This window comes from Streptomyces sp. NPDC014623 (assembly GCF_043088245.1).
Lineage (GTDB): Bacteria > Actinomycetota > Actinomycetes > Streptomycetales > Streptomycetaceae > Streptomyces.
Window position 1 is genome coordinate 5,152 of record NZ_JBIBZU010000022.1, and the last position, 22,454, is coordinate 27,605.

Here is a 22,454-nt window from a genome sequence, read left to right on the forward strand (position 1 = left end):
TTACGACGAGGCACCGACAGCGGAGCCCGAGGGCAGATCACCCGCCACGGCCCCCTTCGGAGCGGGCAGGAAGCCCGTGTCCTGGAAATAGGTCAGGTAGCGGGTCAGGATGTCGTCGGTCAGGAGCGGCAGAGGGACGCCCAGGGCCGCTGTCGCCTCGGCCGTCCGGCTGGAGTCGAAGCTCCGCCGGTCCGTCGCCTCGTGCCGGGGCCGCCCCTCGTCCCCGAGGAACAGCTGCGCCGCGTTGTCGTGCTGCGCCGCGACACGCTCCTGCCAGTGCGGCGCCGGGACGGTGCGCAGCTCGTGGCCCAGACGGGCGGCCGCCTCGAAGACGCGGTCCAGCCCCGGTGCGTCCGGGTTGGTGAGGTGATAGGTCTCGTCACCGGTCCGGCCGGACAGGGCGAGCGCCACCACCGCCGCGCTGACGTGGTCCACGGGCACCCAGTCGGTCGATCCGTACGGCAGGTCCGGTACCGCGCCGGCCTGGAGGCACCCCTTGATCAGCTGCCACAGCAGGTCCCGGTCCTGGCAGGCGCCGGTGGTGGTGTCGCCGCTGATACGGCCGGGCCGGTGGACGGTCACCGGCAGGCCGCGTTCACGGGCCAGGCCGACGAGCTGCTCGGCGACCCACTTGCTCTGCGCGTATCCGTCGGGCAGAGCGGACGCCGGGCCCGTCGGGGTCGACTCCGTGACGGTGAGGGGCCCGGAACCGGACACCGGGGCGTAGACGCTCGTGGTCGAGATGTAGTGCATCCCGGGTGAGGCGGATTCCGCGAGCAGCCGCAGGAGCTCCTCGGTACCGGCCACGTTGGGGGCGCGCAGGTCGCCGTACCCGGCGGCGAAGTTGACGCGTGCGCCGTTGTGGACGACGGGGCCGAGGCTGCGGACCAGGGCGGTCCGGTCCTCGGGTGACAGACCGAGGCCGGGGGCGGCGAGGTCCCCGGGGACGGGGCGGATCAGGTCCGCGTACCGGGGGCGCCACAGCCTGTAGCGCTCCAGGTTGGCGCGCAGCCGGTGCGCACCGCGCTGCTCGTCCCCGGCCCGTACGAGGCAGTCGACCGGCCCCTCGGTGGTCTCGATGAGGTCGCGCAGGAGGAAGGCGCCGAGGAAGCCGGAGGCGCCGGTGAGAAGGGGCCGGGCGGAAGGGCGCGACGGCCTGCGGGCGGGGGCGGGCACCTGGGCCGCGCCGGTCCTGCCCGCACCCGTGATGTCCGCCGCCAGGCGGACCTCGGCGGCGAGGTCCGGTGTGGCGGTGTCCTCCTGGTCCCCCTCCCCCGCCTCGCTCTCCAGGAGACGGGCGAGGCCCTCCACGGTGGGCGCCGCGAACAGGGCGCGCAGGGAGGGGCGCCGGCCGCAGCGTTCCCCGATGCGCTGGGCGAGGGTCACGGCGAGCAGGGAGTGGCCGCCCAGGGCGAAGAAGTCGTCCGTGACGCCGATCCCGGGTACGCCGAGCGTCTGCGCGAAGGCCTCGCACAGGGCGTGTTCGAGAGGGGTGCCCGGGGCCCGGCCTCCGGCCGGTGCGGCCCGGCCGGGTGCGGGAAGGGCGCGCCGGTCGGTCTTGCCGTTGGGGGTGACGGGCAGGGCGTCGAGCCGTACGTGGGCGGCGGGGACCATGTGGTCGGGCAGGACCGCGGCGAGGTGCGCGCGCACCTCGGCGTCGTCCGGGCCCGCCGCGCCGTCCGCGGGCACGGTGTAGGCGACCAGACGCCGGTCGCCGGGCCGGTCCTCGCGGACGACGACGCAGGCCGCGGCGACACCGGGCAGGGTGGTGAGCACGGCCTCGATCTCACCGGGTTCGATACGGAAACCGCGGAGTTTGACCTGGTCGTCGGCCCGGGAGACGTAGACGAGTTCTCCGTCGGCCGTCCAGCGCACCAGGTCACCGGTGCGGTACATCCGGCCCCCCGCCCGGTCGAACGGGTCGGCCACGAAACGGGACGCGGTCAGGGCGGCCCGGCCGTGGTAGCCCCGGGCCAGTCCCTCGCCGGAGACGTACAGTTCGCCGACGACACCGGGCGGCACGGGAGCCAGCCGGCCGTCCAGGACATGCACGCGGGTGCCGTTGACGGGGACGCCGATCGGCACGGTGCGGCCGGGGGCGAGCGGCCCGTCCGCGTGCTGGAAGGTGCTCATGGTCGCGCAGACGGTGGTCTCCGTCGGTCCGTAGGCGTTGACGAGGAACCGGTCTCGCGCCCAGGTGTGCACGAGGGCGGGCGGGCACGCCTCGCCGGCGAGGACCATCGTGGTCCCCGCGGGCAGTGAGCCGGGCCGCATCACCGCGAGGGCGGCGGGCGGCAGGGTGAGGTGGGTGATGCCCCGCTCACGGACCAGGGCGGCGAGGGCGGGGCCGGGCAGCAGCGCTTCGCGTTCGTCGATCTCCAGGCAGGCCCCGGAGAGCAGTCCCATGCACAGCTCCCAGAACGCGGCGTCGAAACTGACGGACGCCATGTGCAGCACCCGGCTGCCGGGGGCGACGCGCAGCCGCTCGCCCTGGGTCCTGGCCATGGCACCGGCGCCCCGGTGGGTGACCACGACGCCCTTGGGACGGCCCGTGGAGCCGGAGGTGTAGATGACGTACGCGGGGTGCGCCGGCAGCAGGGCCGCCGCCGGGCGGTCCGTGCGGGCGCCGCCGGACGCTGCCGGCGCGGCGCCCTCCCCGAGGTCGTCGGTGTACAGGTACGGCACCGGGGAGCCGGGGAGTCCGCGCCGGACGGCGGGTGTGGTGAGGAGCAGGCGCGGCCGGGCGTCGTCGAGCATGTAGGACAGGCGCCGGGCCGGGTAGTCCGGGTCGAGCGGCAGGTACGCCGCCCCGGCCTTGAGGATTCCGAGGAGGGCCACGACGAGGTCGTGGGTGCGGGGCAGTGCGACGGCCACCCGGTCCTCGGGGCCGATGCCCCGCGCCGTGAGGTGCCGGGCGAGGGCATCGGCGCGGGCGTCGAGCTCCGCGTAGGTGAGGGTGGTGCGGGCGTCGCGGACCGCGGGGGCGTCCGGGGTGAGGCGGACCCGCTGTTCGAAGAGGGCGGGGACGGTCGACTCCGGCACGTCCTCGACGGGCCCGGTCCCCCAGGCGGCGAGGCGGGCGTGTTCCGCGGCGGTGAGCACGTCGTACGTGCTCAGCGGGCGGTCGGGCTCCGCGGTCACGGTGTCGATCAGCAGGACGAGCCGTTCGGCGAGGTCGCGGACCGTGGACGCGTCGAAGAGCTCCGTCGCGTAGTCGACGGTGGCCCGCATACCGCCGGTCCTGCCGCCGCCGTCGTACGTCTCGGTGAAGGTGAACGACAGGTCGAACTTGCTCACTCCGGGATCGACCGGCACACCGCCGGTGGTGAGGCCCGGCAGGTCCACGGGCGCGGCGGGGGTGTGGTTCTGGAGGATGAGCATGGTCTGGAAGAGCGGGTGGTGGTTCTGCGAGCGCGCGGGGTTGAGCAGTTCCACCAGGCGCTCGAAGGGCACGTCCTGGTGCGCGTACGCGGAGAGGTCGAACTCCTTCACGCGGTCGAGGAGTTCGAGGAACGTGGGGTCGCCTGTCAGGTCCGTGCGCAGCACGAGCGTGTTGACGAAGAAGCCGACGAGGTCCGAGGCCGCCTCGTCGGTGCGGCCTGCGACGGCTGTGCCCAGCGGGATGTCGTCGCCCGCGCCGTGCCGGGAGAGGACGGCCGACAGGGCGGCCTGGAGCACCATGAAGACGCTGCATCCGGTGGTGCGGGCGAGCTCCACGACTCCTCGGGCGGTGGTGGGGCCGAGGGTGAAGTCATGGGTGGCGCCGGTGTGCCGGGGTACGGCGGGGCGCGGCCGGTCCCAGGGCAGTTCGATCATCTCCGGCAGCCCGGCCAACGCGTCCTTCCAGTGGGTCAGCTGTCGTGAGACGAGGCTTTCGGGGTCGTGTTCGTCGCCGAGCAGACGGCGCTGCCAGAGGGTGTGGTCGGCGTAGTCGACGGGGAGTGGTGTCCATGCCGGCGCCTCGGCACGCGTGCGGGCGCGGTAGGCGGCACCGAGGTCACGGGTGAGGGGCGCCAGGGACGAGCCGTCGGCGGCGATGTGGTGGATCACGAGGACCAGGACGTGCGAGTCGTCGGCCGGGCGCAGCAGGGTCGCCCTGAGCGGGAGACGGTGCTCGATGTCGATCGGTGCGGCCGCGGCGGCCGCGATCCGGCCGGCGAGGTCCTCCTCGTCGACGGTGTCGACGGAGAACGGGAGGCGGACGTCGTCCGGGGCGGTGATGTGCTGACGCGGCCGGCCGTCGTGCTCGGGGAAGACCGTCCGCAACGCGGCGTGCCGGATGATGACGTCGCGGAGGGCCTGGCGCAGGGCTTCCACGTCGAGCGGCCCGTCGATGCGCAGGGCGAAGGGGATGTTGTAGGTGGCCGAGGGGCCTTCGAGGCGGTGGAGGAACCACAGGCGCTGCTGGGCGTAGGACAGCGGGAGCACGGCGGGCCGCTCCTGCGGCACGAGAGCGGGACGGGCGGGACGGTCCGCCTCCTGCAGGGCCCTGGCGAGCGTGGCGACGGTGGGGTTCTCGAAGAGGGTGCGGATCTCGGTCTCCGTGCCCAGGGCGGTGCGGACGCGGCCGACCAGGCGGGTGGCGAGCAGGGAGTGACCGCCCAGGGCGAAGAAGCTGTCGTCGATGCCGACGCGGGCCACACCCAGCACGTCGGCGAACAGCCCGGCGAGGATCTCCTCGTGGGCGCTGCGCGGTGGCCCGCCCCCTTCGCCGCGCAGGGTGGCGGGCGCGGGCAGGGCCGCCCGGTCGAGCTTGCCGTGGGGAGTCAGCGGCAGCGCGTCGAGCGGCTGGACGGCGGCCGGCACCATGTAGGCGGGCAGTTGCCGGCCGACCAGGGTCGCGAGCAGGTCCGGGTCGGCGGTGCGTCCGGGGGCCGGGACGACGTAGGCGGTCAGGGTACGGTCCCCGGGCAGGTCCTCGCGGACGAGGACGCAGGCGGCCCGCACGGACGGGTCGGCGCAGAGGACCGCCTCGATCTCGGCGGGCTCGATGCGGTGGCCGCGGAGTTTGATCTGCTGGTCGGCCCGGGCGACGTAGTGCAGGATGCCGTCGGCGTCCCGGCGCACGAGGTCACCGGTGCGGTACATCCGCGTCCCGGTGCCGGTGAACGGATCGGCGACGAACCGGGTGGCGGTGAGGCCGGCGCGCCCCAGGTAGCCGCGCGCGACACCGGCGCCCGCGACGTACAGTTCGCCCTCGGCGCCGGGCGGCACGGGGCGCAGCGCCGCGTCGAGGACGTAGGCGCGCATCCCGTCGAGCGGCCGGCCGATCGGGGGCACGCCGCCGGGGGCGTCGCCGGGGCGGACGCGGTGGAGGGTGGCGAAGGTGGTCGTCTCGGTGGGCCCGTAGACGTTCAGGAAGGCGGTACCGGGATGGGCCGCGGCCAGGCCCTGGAGGACGCCGGGCGCCGCGGCCTCACCTCCGGAGGCGGCCAGGCGCAGCAGGCCGAGGGACTCGGGGTCGGTCTCGGCGATGACGTTGAACAGGGCCGTCGTCAGGAACGCCGCCGTCACGCCGTCCCGGGTGACGAGATCGCGCAGCACCGCGGGCTGGAGGGTGCCCTCGGGGGCCACGACGACACGGCCCCCGTTGAGGAGGGGCGCCCAGATCTCGAAGGTGGAGGCGTCGAAGACGTACGCCGAGTGCATCAGGACCGCGTCGGCCGCGCCGTTGCCCCAGGTCCGGTCGGATGCGAGGGCGGTGATGTCGGCGTGGGTGATCCCGACGCCCTTGGGCAGGCCGGTGGAACCGGAGGTGAACATGACGTACGCGAGCCGGGCTCCGCCCGTGACGGCGGGGAGGGGGCCCGGAACCGCTGGGCCGCCCTGCCGGACGCGGCCCGCGGCGTCGACGGTCACCACGTGTACGCCGGGTCCGAGCCGGCGCACCCAGGGGTGTGTGCGGGTGGTCTCGTCGACGACCAGGGCGCGCAGGGCCGACACCTCGGCGACGCGGGTGAGCCGTTCGGCGGGCCACCGCGGGTCGAGCGGCACGTAGGCCGCGCCGGCGCGCAGGGCCGCCAGGGACGCGGTGACCAGGGCCGTGGAGCGGCCCATGAGGACGCCGACCCCGTCCTCCGCGCCGATGCCGAGTCCTGCCAGGGCGCCTGCCGACTCCGCGGCCAGGGCGTCGAGCCGCCGGTAGGTCAGCTGCTCGCCCGCCCCGGACACGGCCACCGCGTCCGGGTGCCGGGCCGCACGCCGGGCGACGGCGGCGGGAATGCTCTCGTCCAGGGTGCTGCACAGGAGTTCGGCGCCGTTCCCCTGGGAGAGCAGCGACTCACGCTCCCCCTCGAGGAGGACGGGGACGGTGTCGACGCGGCGGTCGAGCCCTTCGGCCATCGTGGTCAGCAGACGGCGCGTGCGGGCGACCGTACGCGCCACCTCGTCGCGTGCGAGGACCGCGGCCCGGTAGCCGAAGGTGATTCTCAGGGCGTCGCCCGGAGCGATGGTGAGGGTGAGCGGGTAGTGGGCCGCGTCCGAGCCGCTGAAACCGGTCACGGCGAGGCCGGGCAGCCCCTGCTGTGCGGTGCGCAGGGCTTCGGCGTCCATGGGGTAGTTCTCGAACACGGCCAGGGTGTCGAACAGTTCGTCCAGCTCCGTGACGCCGCGTATCTCGGTCAGGCCCACGTACTGGTGGCCGAGGAGGCGGCCCTGCTCCTCCTGGAGCCTGGTCAGGAGCGCGGCCAGGGTTTCGCCGGGTGCCGGGCGGAGCCGTACCGGCACGGTGTTGATGAAGAGGCCGATCATCGACTCGACGCCCGGGATCTCCGGCGGACGGCCGGAGACGGTGGTGCCGAACACGACGTCGGGGCGCCCGGTGAGGTGTGCGAGCAGCAGTCCCCAGGCGCCCTGGACGAGGGTGTTGAGAGTGAGCCGGTGGGTGCGGGCCACCTCACGCAGCCGGTGGGTCGTGGCCGTGTCCAGATCGAGGACGAGGGTCTCGGGCAGGTCGCGCGCGCCCGGTACGGCCGCCCCGCCGCGCCCGGCGAGCAGGGTCGGCGCCTCGATGCCGGCCAGGGCGGTGCGCCAGGCCTCCAGGGTCGCTGAGCGGTCCTGCTGGGCCAGCCAGGCGAGGTAGGTGCGGTAGGGGACGACACGCGGCAGGCCACTGTCGTCACCCCGCCGTGCGTACAGCTCGAACAGTTCCCGCACGAGCAGGGGCATCGACCAGCCGTCGAGCAGGATGTGGTGGCTCGTCATGACGAGCCGGTGGGTCCGCGGCCCTGTGCGCACGAGGGTGAACCGCATCAGCGGCGGGGTGGTGAGGTCGAAGCGGCGGGTGCGGTCGGCGGTGAGGAACGCGGCGAGACGTTCCCGCGTCGCACTCGCGCCGTCCGCACCGGTCAGGTCCAGTTCCTCCAGTGGTACGGGCACCTCGGCGGCCACGGCCTGCACGGGCTCGTCCAGGTCCTCGTGGAGGAAGCCGACCCGCAGGTTGGCGTGCCGCCGCAGCAGGCCGCCGACGGCGTCGTGCAGAGCGGGGAAGCTGACAGGGCCTTCGAGGTCGAAGACGAACTGTGCGGTGTAGACGTCCACGTCGCGCGAGTCGTACAGCGCGTGGAAGAGCATGCCTGCCTGCAACGGCGTCAGCGGCAGTACGTCTTCCAGTCTGAACCCGGTCACTTGCGTCCACCCCACTTGTTCTGCAGTCGGTCGATCTGGGCCTGGCCGAGTGAGACCAGGGGAAGGTCGGACGGGGTCCAGCCGCCCGCGTCGGGTCGTTCGGCGTGTTCCGCGACAGCGCGCAGGGCACGGGTGAAGGCCTCGGCCAGGGTCTCCATGTCCTCCTCCTTGAGAAGGTCGCTGGGCCAGGTCCAGCGGGTCACCAGGCGCGGGCCGTCCGGCAGGTCCTCGACGTGCGCGTTGATGTCGAGGACGTGGTGGACGGGCATGTCGGGGTCCTGGCTGCGCGGCCCGCCGCCGTCGAGCAGTACCTCCCAGTCGGCCCCGGCGGCGCCTGCGTCCGCCGTCCCGGGAGAAGCGGCGTACCTGCCCAGGTAGTTGAAACCGATCTGGGGGTGGGGCGCCGTGGCCAGCAGAGGGCGGGTGGCCGGGTCGAGGTGGCGCAGCATTCCGTAGCCGACACCGTGGTCGGGAATGGTTCTCAGTTGCTCCTTGACCCGCTTGAGGGCCCGCTCGACGAGATCGGCGTCGAGGCGTCCGGGATCACGGGTGCCGGCCGGCCCGGGATCGAGCCGGACCGGGTAGAGGCTGGTGAACCAGCCGACCGTGCGGGACAGGTCGAGGTGGTCGGCGATCTGCTCGCGGCCATGGCCCTCCAGGTCCAGGAGGACGGCGGTGCCGCTCGGCCGGGACCCGCCGAGGGCGACGGCACGCTCCGCACGCCAGGAGCAGACGGCGAGAGCGAGGCCCGTGAGCAGGACGTCGTCCACCCCTGCGTGGAAGGCGGCCGGGACGGTGGTGAGCAGGGGCTTCGTCCAGGTGGCGGGCAGGTGGGTGACCAGGGTGCGCGTCCGGTCGGCGGTGTCCAGGAAGGGGTCGAGCGGCCGGTACCCCAGCTGCGGGTCGGGTGTCCGCAACACGTCCTGCCACAAAGGCAGTTCCGCTCGGCGCACGGGCTCCCGCGCCTGTGAGGAAAGGAGTTGCGCCCAGTACCGGTAGGGCGTGGTGACCGGGGGCAGTGCCGCGGGCCGTCCGCCGGCTGTCACGCCCTCGGTCACCGACTGCCAGGCGTCGGCCACGTCGGTGGCGAGGATGCGCCAGGAGACCGCGTCGACGGCCAGGTGGTGCACGACGAGCAGCAGTCGTCCGCGCCGGTGGGGGCCGGCGTCGCACCAGACCGCCTCGATCACCTCGCCGTGGGCGGGTCGCAGTCGTCTGCGCGCCCGTTCGCCCGCCTCGGCGAGTGCGGCACGGACGGCGTCGGCGTCGAGCCCGGCGACGTCGACCCGGGTGAAGTGCTGCCGGGCCGGGACGGCGCCGGCCGGCAGGGCCTCGAGGAGGGGCGAGCCGTCGGACGCCCGGGCGGTCCGCAGCCGGAGCATGTCGTGGTGGTCGATGAGGAGTTGGAGAGTGGCGACGAGGGTCTCCTCGTCGGCGTCCGCGGGCGTGCGCAGCACCCCCGACTGGTTGTAGCCGTCCGTGGTGCCGGGCCGTTCCAGGAACCAGGCGGCGATGGGGGTCGGCGGCATCTCTCCGGTGCCCTGCCCGGCCGGCGTGGCGGTGTCCTGGCCGAGCTCGGTGGCGACGGCCGCGATGGCCTCCGGCGTGCGGTGGACGAAGACATCGCGGGGGGTGACACCGAGGCCGGCCCCGCGGACGCGGCTGACGAGCTGGATGGAGAGGATGCTGTCACCGCCGAGCGCGAAGAAGTCGTCGTCGGTACGGACGGCGGGAGCGCCCAGGACGGAGGCGAACACCTCGCACAGGACGCGTTCCTGTGCGGTGCGCGGCTCTCCGCCCGGCGCGGTGGCGGCAGGACGCTCCGGGACGGGCAGGGCACGCCGGTCGGTCTTGCCGTTGGGCAGCAGCGGCAGCGCGTCGAGGGGCACCAGGACGGCGGGCACCATGTACGGCGGCAGGACCGACACCAGCCGGGCACGCAGCTCACCGTCGGTGAGGGGCGTCGCGCCGCCGCGCTCGTCGGTGACGGTGTAGGCGACCAGCCGCCGCTCTCCCGGGCGGTCCTCGCGGACGAGGGCGCAGGCGGCGGCGACCCCGTCGAGCGCGGTGAGAGCGGCCTCGATCTCGCCGAGTTCGATGCGGAAGCCGTGCAGCTTGACCTGGTCGTCGGCGCGGGACACATAGGTGAGCAGGCCGTCGGCGTCACGTCGGACGAGGTCACCCGTACGGTACATGCGGCTGCCGCCGGGGCCGTACGGATCGGCGACGAACCGCGCGGCGGTCAGGCCGGGGCGCCCCAGGTAGCCGCGGGCGAGGCCCCCGCCCGCGACGTAGAGCTCGCCGGTGACACCGGGGGGCACCGGCTGGAGGCCGGTGTCCAGAACGTAGGCCCGGGTGTTGTCGACGGGGCGGCCGAGCGGGACGGTCCCCTCCCCCGCGGCGGCGCCGGCCTCACCCCCCCGGTAGTGGTGGGCGGCGGCGTCGATGGTCGTCTCGGTGGGCCCGTAGAGGTTGTGCACCTCGGCCGACCAGGCCGATCGGACCTGATCCGCCAGGTTCCGCGGCAGGGGTTCACCGCCGCACAGGACGGCGCGCAGTGCCGGGGGCGCCTCGCCGGGAGCCGTCTCGGTGAGGACGACCGAGAGGTGCGAGGGCACGAACTGGGCGAGGGTCGTGCCCGCCTCGCGCATGCGGGCCAGCAGGCCCGCGGGGTCGTGGTTGACGGCGGGCGGCACGGGGCAGGTGGCACCGCCGTGCAGGAGGGGCAGCCAGGTCTCCCAGACCGAGGCGTCGAAGCTCGGCGAGGTACGGGCGAGGACCCGGTCGTCGCCGGTGAGGCCGAGGTGACCCGCCATCCACGCCATGTGGTTGGTCAGGGAGGCGTGGGTGACGACGACACCCTTGGGGCGGCCGGTGGAGCCGGAGGTGTAGATGACGTACGCCGCGTCGCGCGGATCCGGCGCGGCGGCCGGCGGAACCGCGCGTCCGGTGGACCAGGCGGCCCGGTCGTCGAGGGCGAGGCGGGGTACGGACGCTCCGTACCGCGCGGCACGGGCGGTGCCGTGGGTGAGGAGCAGCGCCGGGCGGGCGTCGTCGAGCATGTGGGTGATGCGCGCCTCGGGGTACTCCAGGTCGACCGGCAGGTACGCCGCCCCGGCCTTGGCCACCGCCAGCATCGCGACGACCTGGTCGGCCGTGCCTTCCAGGGCGAGGGCGACGAGGTCGCCACGGCCGATGTTCCGGCTGTACAGGTGGTATGCCAAGTCGTCGGAGAGCGCGTCGAGTTCGCTGAAGGTGAGGCGGTGCGCACCGGTCAGCACGGCGATCGCCGCGGGGGTCCGGGCGCACTGGGCGCGGAAGGCTTCGGGCGCGGTGCTCGCCGCTCCGGGCCGGTCCGGGCCGTGCGCGGCGCGTTCGAGGCCGCGCCGCTCGGCCTCGTCCAGGACCTCGACGGTGTGGACGCGGCGGCCGGGGTCGGCGGCGAGTGAGGCGAGCAGGCGGGTCAGCCGGCGGGCCAGGGCGCGGGCGGTGGCGTGGGTGAAGAGTTCGGTGGAGAACTCCAGGACGCCGTCGAGGCCGGCGGGCCGGCCCGCGCCGTCCCGTGTCTCGGTGAAGGTGAAGGTCATGTCGAACTTGCTGATGCCGGTGCGCACGGGCTGTTCCGTCACCGTGAGGCCGGGCAGGTCGACGACCGCGTCCGCCTGGTTCTGGAGGACGAGCATGGTCTGGAACAGCGGGTGGTGGTTCTGGGCCCGGACGGGGCTGAGGGAGTCCACCAGCCGCTCGAACGGCACGTCCTGGTGGGCGTACGCGGCCAGGTCGAACTCCCGGACCCGGTCGAGCACGTCGCAGAAGGTGGGATCGCCGCTCAGGTCGGTGCGCAGGACGAGGGTGCTGACGAAGAAGCCGACCAGGTCGTCCAGGGCTTCGTCGGTGCGTCCGGCGACGGCGGTGCCGAGCGGGATGTCCTGCCCGGCACCGTGCCGGGAGAGCAGCACCGACAGGGCCGCCTGGAGCACCATGAAGAGGCTGCACCCGCGGGCCCGGGCGAGTTCCGCCAGTGCCCCGTGGGTGTCCGCGTCGACGGGGAAGGTGAACGCGTCGCCGCGGTGGGCCGTGACGGCGGGCCGGGGCCGGTCGTACGGCAGGTCGAGCAGGTCGGGTGCGCCGGCGAGAGCGGTGTGCCAGAACTCCAGCTGACGGGCGGCCTGGCTGGACGGGTCGTCCTCGTCGCCGAGCAGCGCGCGCTGCCACAGGGTGTAGTCGGCGTACTGCACGCCGAGTTCCGTCCAGGGAGGCTCGACATCCTCGGTACGTGCCCGGTACGCCTCGCCCAGGTCGCGGGCGAGCGGGGCGAGGGACCAGCCGTCGCCGGCGATGTGGTGGACGACCAGCACGAGGACGTGGTGCTCGTCACCGAGCCGCAGCAGCCGGGCCCGGACCGGGGGTTCGGCACTCACGTCGAACGCGTGCGACACCTCTGCGTGCAGGACCTCGTCGAGACGGGCGGGGTCCGTGTCACGGGGAGTCAGGTCGAGGCCGGCGCCGCCGGCGTCGAGGACGAGCTGACGCGCCACACCGTCGGTGTCGGGAAAGACGGTGCGCAGGCTCTCGTGGCGTTCGACGACGTCCCCGAGGGCGCTCTCCAGGGCGTCCGCGTCGAGCGGGCCGTCCAGACGGAGCACGAGCGGAACGTTGTACGTGGCGCTGGGCCCCTCGAACCGGTTGAGGAACCACAGGCGCTGCTGCGCGAAGGACAGCGGCAGCGGATCGGGACGGTGCCGGGCGCGCTCCAGAGGGTGCCTGGCCTCTTCGGCGCTGTCCAGCGCTGCGGCGAGCGCGATCGGCGTGGGGTGCTCGAAGAGGGCCTTGACCTGGACCTCCACGCCCAGCGCGGTGCGGATGCGTGCGACGAGGCGGGTGGCGAGCAGGGAGTGGCCGCCCAGGGCGAAGAAGTCGTCGTCGGCTCCCGCGCCGGCCACGCCGAGCACGTCGGCGAAGAGGCCGCACAGGATCTCCTCGCGGACGGTGCGGGGGGCGCGCCCCCCGCCGGGACCCTGGTGCTCGGGGGCGGGCAGCGCGCGCCGGTCCACCTTGCCGTTGACGGTCAGCGGCAGCGCGTCGAGCAGGACGAACGCGGAGGGCACCATGTAGGCGGGCAGGGACCGGCCGACGGCCCGTGCGAGGTCGCCGTGTTCGGGGCGTACGCCGTCGGCGGGCACCACGTACGCGACCAGCCGCCGGTCGCCCGGGGTGTCCTCGCGGACCACGGCGAAGGAGTCGGCGACGCCCTCGCAGCGGGCGAGCACACCCTCGATCTCACCGAGTTCGATGCGGTGGCCGCGCAGTTTCACCTGTCCGTCGGCACGGTTGACGTAGGCGATCTGGCCGTCGCCGGTCCACCGGACGAGGTCGCCGGTGCGGTACATGCGCCCGCCCGCCGGGTCGAACGGGTCGGCCACGAAGCGCGCGGCGGTCAGGCCGGGGAGCCCGGTGTACCCGCGTGCCACGCCCCGTCCGGCGAGGTACAGCTCGCCCACGACGCCCGGCGGGACCAGGCCCAGCGAACCGTCGAGCACGTACAGGCGCATGCCGTCCAGGGCTCGCCCGATGGGCGGCGGTCCGGACGCCAGGCCGGCCGCGACCTCGTAGCGGGTGGCGAACGTCGTGGTCTCCGTGGGCCCGTACACGTGCAGGACACGCACGCCGGGCGCGGCGCCCGCGACCCGCTGCATCGCGTCCGGGGAGGCCAGCTCCCCGCCCGCGCAGACGAGCCGGAGGCCGGCGAACGCGCCCGGGCCGGTCTCCGCGATCACATTGAACAGGGCCGTCGTCAGGAAGACGGCGCTCACGTGGTGCTGGTGGACGGCGTCCCCGAGGACGCGGGCCTCCAGGACGCCCTCCGGCGCGACGACCACCCGGCCGCCGCGCAGGAGCGGCACCCAGATCTCGAACGTGGAGGCGTCGAAGACGTACGCCGAGTGCATCAGGACCGCGTCGGCGGCGCCGTCGTCCCAGGCGGAGTCGGCCGTGAGCGCGGCCACGTCGGCGTGCGTGACGCCGACGCCCTTGGGCAGGCCCGTGGAACCGGAGGTGAACATCACGTAGGCGAGCGCGCCGGCATCCGGCACGGCGGCCGGGCGGCCCGGGTGCCCGGGCGCACCCCGCAGGACCCGCCCGAGCCGGTCCACGACCACGACCGGTATCCGGCGGGCCGTAGCCGCCACCCAGGGGGAGGCGTGGGCGTCCTCGTCGACGACGAGGACCCGCACGGCCGCCACTTCGGCGACCTGTTCGAGCCGCTCCCCGGGCCACCGGGCGTCCAGCGGGACATAGGCGCCGGCTGCCCGGACCACGCCGAGCGAGACGGACACCACGGCCGGCGACCGGGTCAGCAGCACGCCCACCCCGGATTCGGGGCCGACGCCGAGGCCCGCGAGGACGCCGGCGAGGCCGGCGGAGATCCCGTCGAGTCCGGCGTACGTGAGGGTGAGGTCGTCACCGGTCACGGCAACCGCGTCCGGGGTGCGGTGCGCCTGGGCCGCGAAGAGGGCGGGCAGGGTGGCTTCGGCCGTGCCCGCGGGCAGGTCGCGGCCGGTGCCCCGGCGCGTGACACGGATGCGCTCGTCCGGCGTCATGAGGTCGTAGTCCGTCAGGGGCAGGCCGGGGTCGGCGGCCACCTGCTCCAGGAGACGGACCAGGCGGACCGTGAGGGTTTCGACGGTGGTCCGGTCGAAGAGGGCGGTGGCGTACTCGACCCCTGCGGTGAGGCCTCCCTCGCCCCGTTCCTCGGTGAAGGCGAAGGTGAGGTCGAACTTGCTCAGGCCGTTGTGGACGAGCCGGTCCTCGACGGCCAGGTCCTGCAGGTCGGGACGTGCGGTCTCCTGGTTCTGCAGGACCAGCATGGTCTGGAACAGCGGGTGGTGGTTGTGCGCCCGGGCGGGATTGAGGCTTTCGACGAGCCGCTCGAAGGGCACGTCCTGGTTCATATAGGCACCCAGGTCGAACTCCCTCACGCGCACCAGCAGTTCCTGGAAGGTCGGACGGCCGGACAGGTCCGTGCGCAGGACGAGCGTGTTGACGAAGAAACCGACCAGATCCTCCAGTGCCTCGTCCGTGCGGCCGGCGACGGGTGAACCGAACGGGATGTCGTCACCCGCGCCGTGGCGGTGCAGCAAGGTGGCCACCGCCGCCTGGAGCACCATGAACAGGCTGCTTCCCGACTCACGCGCCAGACGCAGGAGCTGCGCGTGGAGGGGAGCCGGCACGTCGAAGGTGTGGACCGCTCCCCGCGGATCGGTGACGGTCGGGCGCGGCCGGTCGAGCGGCAGGTCGATCAGACCGGGCAGGCCCGCGAGAGCGGTGTGCCAGTGGTCGAGCTGCTGCCGCAGCACGCTCCCCGGCGCGACGCCGTCGCCCAGAGCGGTGTGCTGCCAGAGGGTGTAGTCGGCGTACTGGAGCGGGGTCCCGGCCGTGGGCCCGGGTCTTTGGCCCGTGAGACGGGCACGGTAGGCGTCGCCGAGATGGCGGGCGAGCGGGGCGAGGGACCAGCCGTCACCCGCGATGTGGTGCAGGACGAGTACGAGCACGTGGTGACCGGGGGCGGAGCGCAGCAGCCGGGCGCGCAGCGGCAGGTCCGTCACGACGTCGAACGGCTCGCGCACGGCGGCCAGGACGGCCCCTTCCAGCTCGGCGGGGGCCAGTGCCTCGACAGGCAGCAGGGGTGCGGCCGTCTCCGCCGCGGAGACGGGAAGGATCAACTGGTGGGGTACTCCGTCCCGCTCCGGGAACAGGGTGCGTAGCGCCTCGTGGCGCTCCACGACGTCCCCCAGTGCGGCGCGCAGGGCGTCGGTGTCCAGGGCGCCGTGGAGTTCGAGGACGAGCGGGATGTTGTAGGCGGCGCTGGGGCCTTCGAGCCGGTTGAGGAACCACAGGCGCTGCTGCGCGTAGGACAGCGGCAGCGGGTCGGGCCGCTGCTGTGCGGGCACCACCGGCGGGCGGGCCCGGCCCCGCGTGTCGAGGACGCGGGCGAGATCTGCGACGGTCGGGTGCTCGAAGAGGGTGCGGACGTCGATCTCGGCGCCCAGGACGGCGCGGACACGGCTGATGACGCGCATGGCGAGGAGCGAGTGCCCTCCGAGCTCGAAGAAGCTGTCGTGCGGGCCCACGAGGGGCCGGTCCAGGACATCGGCGAAGATCCCGGCGAGCAGATCCTCCTGGAGGGTGCTGTGCCCCGGTCCGCCCGGGGCGTCCGTGCCCGGATCGGGCTCGGGCAGGGCCCGCCGGTCCACCTTGCCGTTGGGCAGCAGGGGCAGGTCGTCCAGTACGACGACGGCGCCGGGCACCATGTAGTGGGGAAGGGTCTCGGCGAGGGCGTCGCGCAGGCCGGCGGGACGCGGGGCCGGACCGGAGGTGACGGCGTAGGCCACGAGCCGGCGCCGGCCGGGTGTGTCCTCACGGATCACGGCGCAGGCGGCGACGACGCCGGGCCGCGCCAGGAGCGCGGCTTCGACCTCGCCCAGCTCGATGCGGAAACCGCGGAGCTTGACCTGGTCGTCGGTGCGGGCCACGTATTCGAGCAGGCCGTGCCGGTTCCACCGTACGAGGTCACCCGTCCGGTACATACGGGCGCCGGTGGCGTCGAACGGGTCCGCCACGAACCGTGCGGCGGTCAGGCCCTGCCGGCCCAGGTAGCCGCGGGCGAGGTTGGGTCCCGACAGGTACAGCTCGCCGGTGACGCCGGGCGGCACGGGCCGCAGCCGGGCGTCGAGGACGTAGGCGCGCATGGTGTCGACGGGGAGGCCGATCGGCACGGTCTCGGACGGCGTGCCGTCCTCCGCCCCGCCTCCGGGCCCCGGTGCGCCGACGCGGTGGGCGGTGGCGTCGATGGTGGCCTCGGTCGGCCCGTAGAGGTTGTGCACCTCGGCCCGCCACAGCTCGGCGATGTCACCGGCGAGGGTGCGCGGCAGCGGTTCGCCGCCGCACAGGACGGCACGCAGGGCGGGCAGCGGTGCGGCGTGCGCCGCCTCGGTGAGGACGAGGGCCAGGTGCGAGGGCACGAACTGGGCGACGGTGACGCCGAACCGGCTCATCCAGGAGACGAGGGCGCGGGGTTCCCGGTTGGCGTCGTGCGGCAGCACACAGACACCGGCGCCGTGCGTCAGCGGGAGCCACAGTTCCCATACGGAGGCGTCGAAGCTGGTGGAGGTGCGGGCGAGGACCCGGTCGCCCGGGGTGACGGCCAGGTACCGCGCCATCCAGTCCATGTGGTTGGCCAGCGCTTCGTGCGTCACGACCACGCCCTTGGGGCGGCCGGTGGAGCCCGAGGTGTGGATCACGTACGCGGGGTCCGCGGCCCGGGGTGCCTCCGCACCGGCCGCGACGGAGCCCCCGGGCCGGGCGGCCGGGCCGTCGAGGGCGAGCCACGGTACGCCGCAGTCGGGCAGGTCCGCATGGGCGTCCGTGGTGGTCAGCAGCAGGACAGGCCGGGCGTCGTCGAGCATGTGCCGGATGCGGGCGGGCGGATACTGCGGGTCGACGGGCAGGTAGGCGGCACCGGACCCCAGGACGGCCAGCATGGCGACGACGGTGTCCACGGACGGTGGCGCGGCGAGGGCCACCCTTTCCTCGGGGCCCGCACCCCGCTCGCGCAGGACCTGGGACAGGGCGTCGGCCCGGGCGACGAGTTCGGCGTAGGTGAGGCTGGTGTGCGCGTCACGCACGGCGACCGCGTGGGGGGTGCGCGCCGCCCACTCCCGGACCGCCCCGGGGACGGTGCGCGTGGGCAGCGGGCGCTCCGCGCCACGCCCCTGGGCGAGGAGCCGGTCCCGCTCGGCCGGCGTGACCGGGTCGAGGTCGCCGATGGCGCGATCGGGTTCGGCCACCGCGAGGATGAGGACACGGGCGAAGCGGGCGCACAGGGCGCGGGCGGTGGAGGCGTCGAAGAGGCCGGTGGCGTATTCCAGGTAGCCGCCGATGCCGCCTGCGCCGGAAGGGGCGTCCGCGGGCGTGCGCCCGGCCGGACCGGAGTGTCCGGTGAACCCGTCGGCCCTCGCGGTTCCGGCGCCCGTGGCATCGGTGCGCGCGGCGGGGTCGGTGACTTCGGTGACTTCGGTGACTTCGGTGACTTCGGTGAGCGAGAACGTCAGGTCGAACTTGCTGACTCCGGTGTGCCGGGTCCGGTCGTGGACCGTGATGCCGGGGAGGTCGAGCGCCGCCCGGTCCTGGCTCTGGAGGACCAGCATGGTCTGGAAGAGCGGGTGGTGGTCGCCGGACCGTTCAGGGTTGAGCGCCTCCACGACCCGCTCGAAGGGCATGTCGCCGTGGCTGAAGGCGGCGATGTCGAACTCCTTGACCCGCTGGAGCAGTTCGCGGAAGGTCGGGTCGCCGGACAGGTCCGCGCGCAGGACGACGGTGTTGACGAAGAACCCCACCAGGTCGTCGAGGGCCTCGTCCGTGCGTCCGGCCACCGCGGTGCCCAGCGGGATGTCGGTGCCGGCGCCGTGGGCGTGCAGCGTCACGGCCAGGGCGGCCTGGAGCACCATGAAGGGCGTGCAGCCGGCGGCGCGGGCGAGCCGGATGAGCGCGGCGTGCGCGGGGGCGGGCAGCTCGAAGGGAACCGCGTCGCCCCGGTGGCCGGCCACCGCCTGGCGGGGCCGGTCGACAGGCAGGTCGAGCAGGTCGGGGGCACCGCGCAGTGCCTCCTGCCAGAAGGCGAGCTGGCGGGCGGCCGGACTGTCCGGGTCTCCGTCGTCGCCGAGCAGCCGGCGCTGCCAGAGGGTGTAGTCGGCGTACTGCACACGCAGCGCCGGCCAGTCGGGGGTGCCCGTGCCCGAGGTCCTGGCACGGTAGGCGGCGCCCAGGTCACGGCTGAGCGGGGCGAGGGACCACCCGTCGGCGACGACGTGGTGCAGGACGAGGACCAGGACGTGGTGGGCGGGGCCCTGACGGAGCAGATGGGCACGGACGCCGACGTCGCCGGTGAGGTCGAAGGGTACGGCGGACAGGCGGCGCGCCGTCTCCTCGGCCCAGACGTCGGCACGCTCCCCCGCCGGGGGCAGCTCGACGGCGAGGGGGACGAGCGCGGCGGCGGCGGACGCGTCGAGGACCACCTGGCGGGCCACACCGTCGTGCTCGGCGAAGACGGTGCGCAGGCTCTCGTGCCGGGCGACCACGTCGGCGAGTGCGCCGCGCAGGGCCTCCGTGTCCAAGGGGCCTTCGAGTCCGAGCACGAGCGGGATGGTGTAGGTGTCGCTGGGCCCCTCGGCACGGTTGAGGAACCAGAGGCGCTGCTGCGCGAAGGACAGCGGCACCGCTTCAGGCCGTTGCTGCGGGGTGAGGGCCGGCCGGGCCGCTCCGGTGGTGTCGAGGGCGGCGGCGAGGGAGGCGACCGTGGGGTGGTCGAAGAGGGTGCGTATGCCGACTTCGGCGCCCAGGGCGGCCCGCACGCGGCCGGTGAGACGGGTGGCGAGCAGGGAGTGGCCGCCCAGGGAGAAGAAGTCGTCGTCGGTGCCGACGGCGTCGACCCCCAGCACGTCGGCGAACAGGCCGGCCAGGACCTCCTCGTAGGCCGTGCGCGGGGCGCGGCTCCCGGCGGCGGCGACGCGGGGGGCGGGGAGAGCGCGGCGGTCGATCTTGCCGTTGGGGTTGAGGGGCAGCGCGTCCAGGGGGACGAACACGGACGGCACCATGTACGCGGGCAGGGCGCGCCCCACGCGCCGGGCCAGGGCGGTGTCGTCCGGCCGGGCGCCGGGTGCTCCCACGACGTAGGCGACGAGCCTCCGGTCACCGGGTGTGTCCTCGCGGACCAGGACGCAGGCGGAGCGCACATCCGGGTCGGTGAGCAGGGTGTTCTCGATCTCGGCGGGCTCGATGCGGAACCCGCGGAGTTTGACCTGCCCGTCCGCGCGTCCGACGTACTCGATGTCGCCGCGCGCGGTCCAGCGCACGAGGTCGCCGGTCCGGTACATCCGGCCGCCACGGGCCTCGTACGGGTCGGCGACGAACCGGGTGGCGGTCAGCGCCGCGCGGCCCTGGTAACCGCGGGCGACACCGTGGCCCCCCACGTACAGCTCCCCCACGACGCCGGGCGGCACCATCGCGAGGGTTCCGTCGAGCACGTACAGGCGCATCCCGTCGAGGGCCCGGCCGATGGGCGGCACGTCCGGTGTGCCGGCGGCGACCCGGTGGCGGGTGGCGAAGGTGGTGGTCTCCGTGGGCCCGTACACGTGCAGCACCTGTGTGGCGGGCGCGGCCGCGGCCACCTTCTGCATCAGGTCCGGGGTGGCGGCCTCTCCGCCCGCGGCGACGAGGCGCAGCCCGGCGAACGCCGAGGGGTCGTTCTCGGCCACCACGTTGAACAGGGCCGTCGTCAGGAACAGTGCGCTCACTGCGTACCGGTCCACCAGGTCCTTGAGGACCGGCGCCTCCAGGACGCCTTCGGGTGCGACGACCACACGGCCGCCGTTGAGGAGCGGCACCCAGATCTCGAACGTGGAGGCGTCGAACACGTAGGCCGAGTGCAGCAGCACCGCGTCGCAGGCGCCGTTCGTCCAGGCGGTGTCGGCGGCCAGCGCGAGCACGTCGGCGTGGGTGACACCGACGCCCTTGGGCAGCCCGGTGGAGCCGGAGGTGAACATCACGTAGGCGAGCTGCTCGGCCCGGTCCACCCCGGGCAGGGGCCCGGTCCGCGGCGGAGCACCGCGCACGACCTCGCCGAGGCCGTCGACGACGATCACCGGCAGGGTGGCGGCCGTCTCCTCGACCCAGGACCGGGTGGCGGTGCTCTCGTCGACCACCAGGGCGCGGACGCGGGCCACGTCGGCGACGCGGCCGAGCCGCTCGGCCGGCCACGCCGCGTCCATCGGTACGTACGCGGCCCCCGCGCCGACCGTGCCGAGCGTGGCGGTCACCACGGCTGCCGACCGGCCCACGAGGACACCGACGCCGTCCTCGGCACCGATGCCCCAGCCGGCCAGGGCGCCGGAGAGGGCTTCCGCCGCGCGCGTCAGTTCCCGGTAGGAGAGTGTGACGGCGCCGTCCACCACTGCGGGGGCGTCGGGGGTCAGGCGGGCCTGCGTGCCGAACGCCTCCGGCAGGGCCGACGCCGTCGTCGCGGGCAGGCCGGTGCCGCGCCCCTGGGCGAGCAGCGCCTCGGCCGCGGTGTCGTCGAGGAACGGCAGGTCCCGCAGGGGTGTGTCGGCGTGTGCGCGGGCCAGGGCCGACAGGAAGGGGACGAGCGCCTGCTGGAGGAGCCGCACGTCCTCGGTGTGGTACAGCTCCGCGTCGGCGTCGAAGCCGATCAGCGGCCCCTTGCCCTCCGCCCGTTCGGACACGAAGAGGGAGACGTCGTCGACCGGGCCGAGGGACAGGAGGCGGGAGGGGGCGGGGCTGCCCGCGAAGTCGAGGTCGTAGTCGTAGCCCATGATGTTGACGACCACGTCGGTCAGACGCGCCGCACCGTCCCTCATGTTGAGTTCTCGGGCGAGCTGTTCGCGGGAGAAGCGACGGTGGCGCAGGGCGCCCCCCATTTCGGCCGCGACGGTGCGCACGAGGGCGCCGACCGTCATGTCGGCGGTGACGGCCAGACGGAGCGGCAGGATGTTGGAGGTCATGCCGACGATGTGCCGCAGCCCGCCGTGCCGGCCGTTGGAGGCGAGGCCCACGGTGATGTCCTGCGTTCCGGTGACCCGGGCGACATAGGCGGCGATCGCGCTCACGAGGACGACGGACCACCTGGTGCGGTGGCCGGCGGCGAGTGAGCGCAGGTCCTCGAGGACGGTGACGGGCAGGGTCTCGCCGGTGTGCATCCGGACGTCCGCTCCGGCGGGTCCTTCCGGCGCCGGGGCGCCGGTGCGCCGGCGGATGAGCGCCCTGCCCCCGCGCGCATGCGCGTCGGCCCCCTCACCGGCCGTTCCCGCGGCACCGCGGCCCGCCAGGTCGGCGAACTTCCCGGTCCAGTAGGCGCGGTCCGCCTCGAAGCGGGCCGAGTCGCGGTACGCCGCCTCGTCGGCCACGAGCTCGCGCAGGGGCGCGGGGGGCAGTTCGGCCGTGGCGAGGTCCTCGCCACGTGCGGCACGCCCGTAGAGGTCGGCCACGGTGCGGCCGAAGACGGCTCCGCCGAGGCCGTCGACGGCGATGTGGTGGAACCGGACGTACCAGTAGTGCAGCCGGGCACCGAGGCGCAGCAGTGCGAAGTGGTGGTGCGGTGCGTCGAGCCGGTCGACGGTGGACATGTCGTCGGCCATGTAGCGCTCGGCGGTGGCGGCGGGGTCTTCGGCGGCGGTCAGATCGACCAGGCGGAGCCGGCCCGGGTCGGTCGCGGGACGGGGGGCGACACGCTGACGCACCGTCTCGCCCTGGGTGACCAGCTCGAGGTTGAGGCTGTCGCACAGGGCGACGGCTCGGCCGAAGGCCGCGGCGAACAATTCCTCGTCGAGATCACCGTGGATCTCGAAGCATTCCCCCACGTTGTATTTCGGACTGTCCGGATCGACGAGTTGCCCGTACCAGACACCCTGCTGGGCCATGGTCAGTTCGAGGAGGTCCTCGGGGTCCGCGGTTATCGGAAGAGAGCGGTTTTCCTGCATGCCGGTCCACACCTTTGGGGAGAGATTTCGGGGACGGTGAAGAGGGGCCGGGTGAAACCGGCCACGCAGCGCACCGATCATCGACGCCGGAGCAGGCGTGAGCGAGGAGGAACGTCACCGCACCTTCGGCATCAGGCACGGCCGGGATCGCATACCGGGCGCGACAGCCCGACAGGAGAGGGCGTCGTCCTCCCACACCGAGGGCGGCCTCGATGTGACTCATCGATGTTTTATGAATGCCATGAACGCCGTAGAGAGACGACATGAGCATGTAGGTGC

2 protein-coding genes are annotated in these 22,454 nt (G+C 74.2%); both read right to left on the minus strand.

Features of this window, described 5'->3' with window-relative positions:
* Positions 1-7,626, minus strand: a complete 7,626-nt coding sequence (locus ACF1FZ_RS28705) for an amino acid adenylation domain-containing protein (RefSeq protein ID WP_391776298.1) — start codon at positions 7,624-7,626, stop codon at positions 1-3.
* The gene (locus ACF1FZ_RS28710; RefSeq protein WP_391776299.1) at positions 7,623-22,175 is read right to left on the minus strand and encodes an amino acid adenylation domain-containing protein; all 14,553 of its coding nucleotides are present in this window, start codon (positions 22,173-22,175) and stop codon (positions 7,623-7,625) included. Before ACF1FZ_RS28710 ends, ACF1FZ_RS28705 begins: the two co-directional genes overlap by 4 nt.
* Positions 22,176-22,454: the final 279 nt, after the last annotated feature.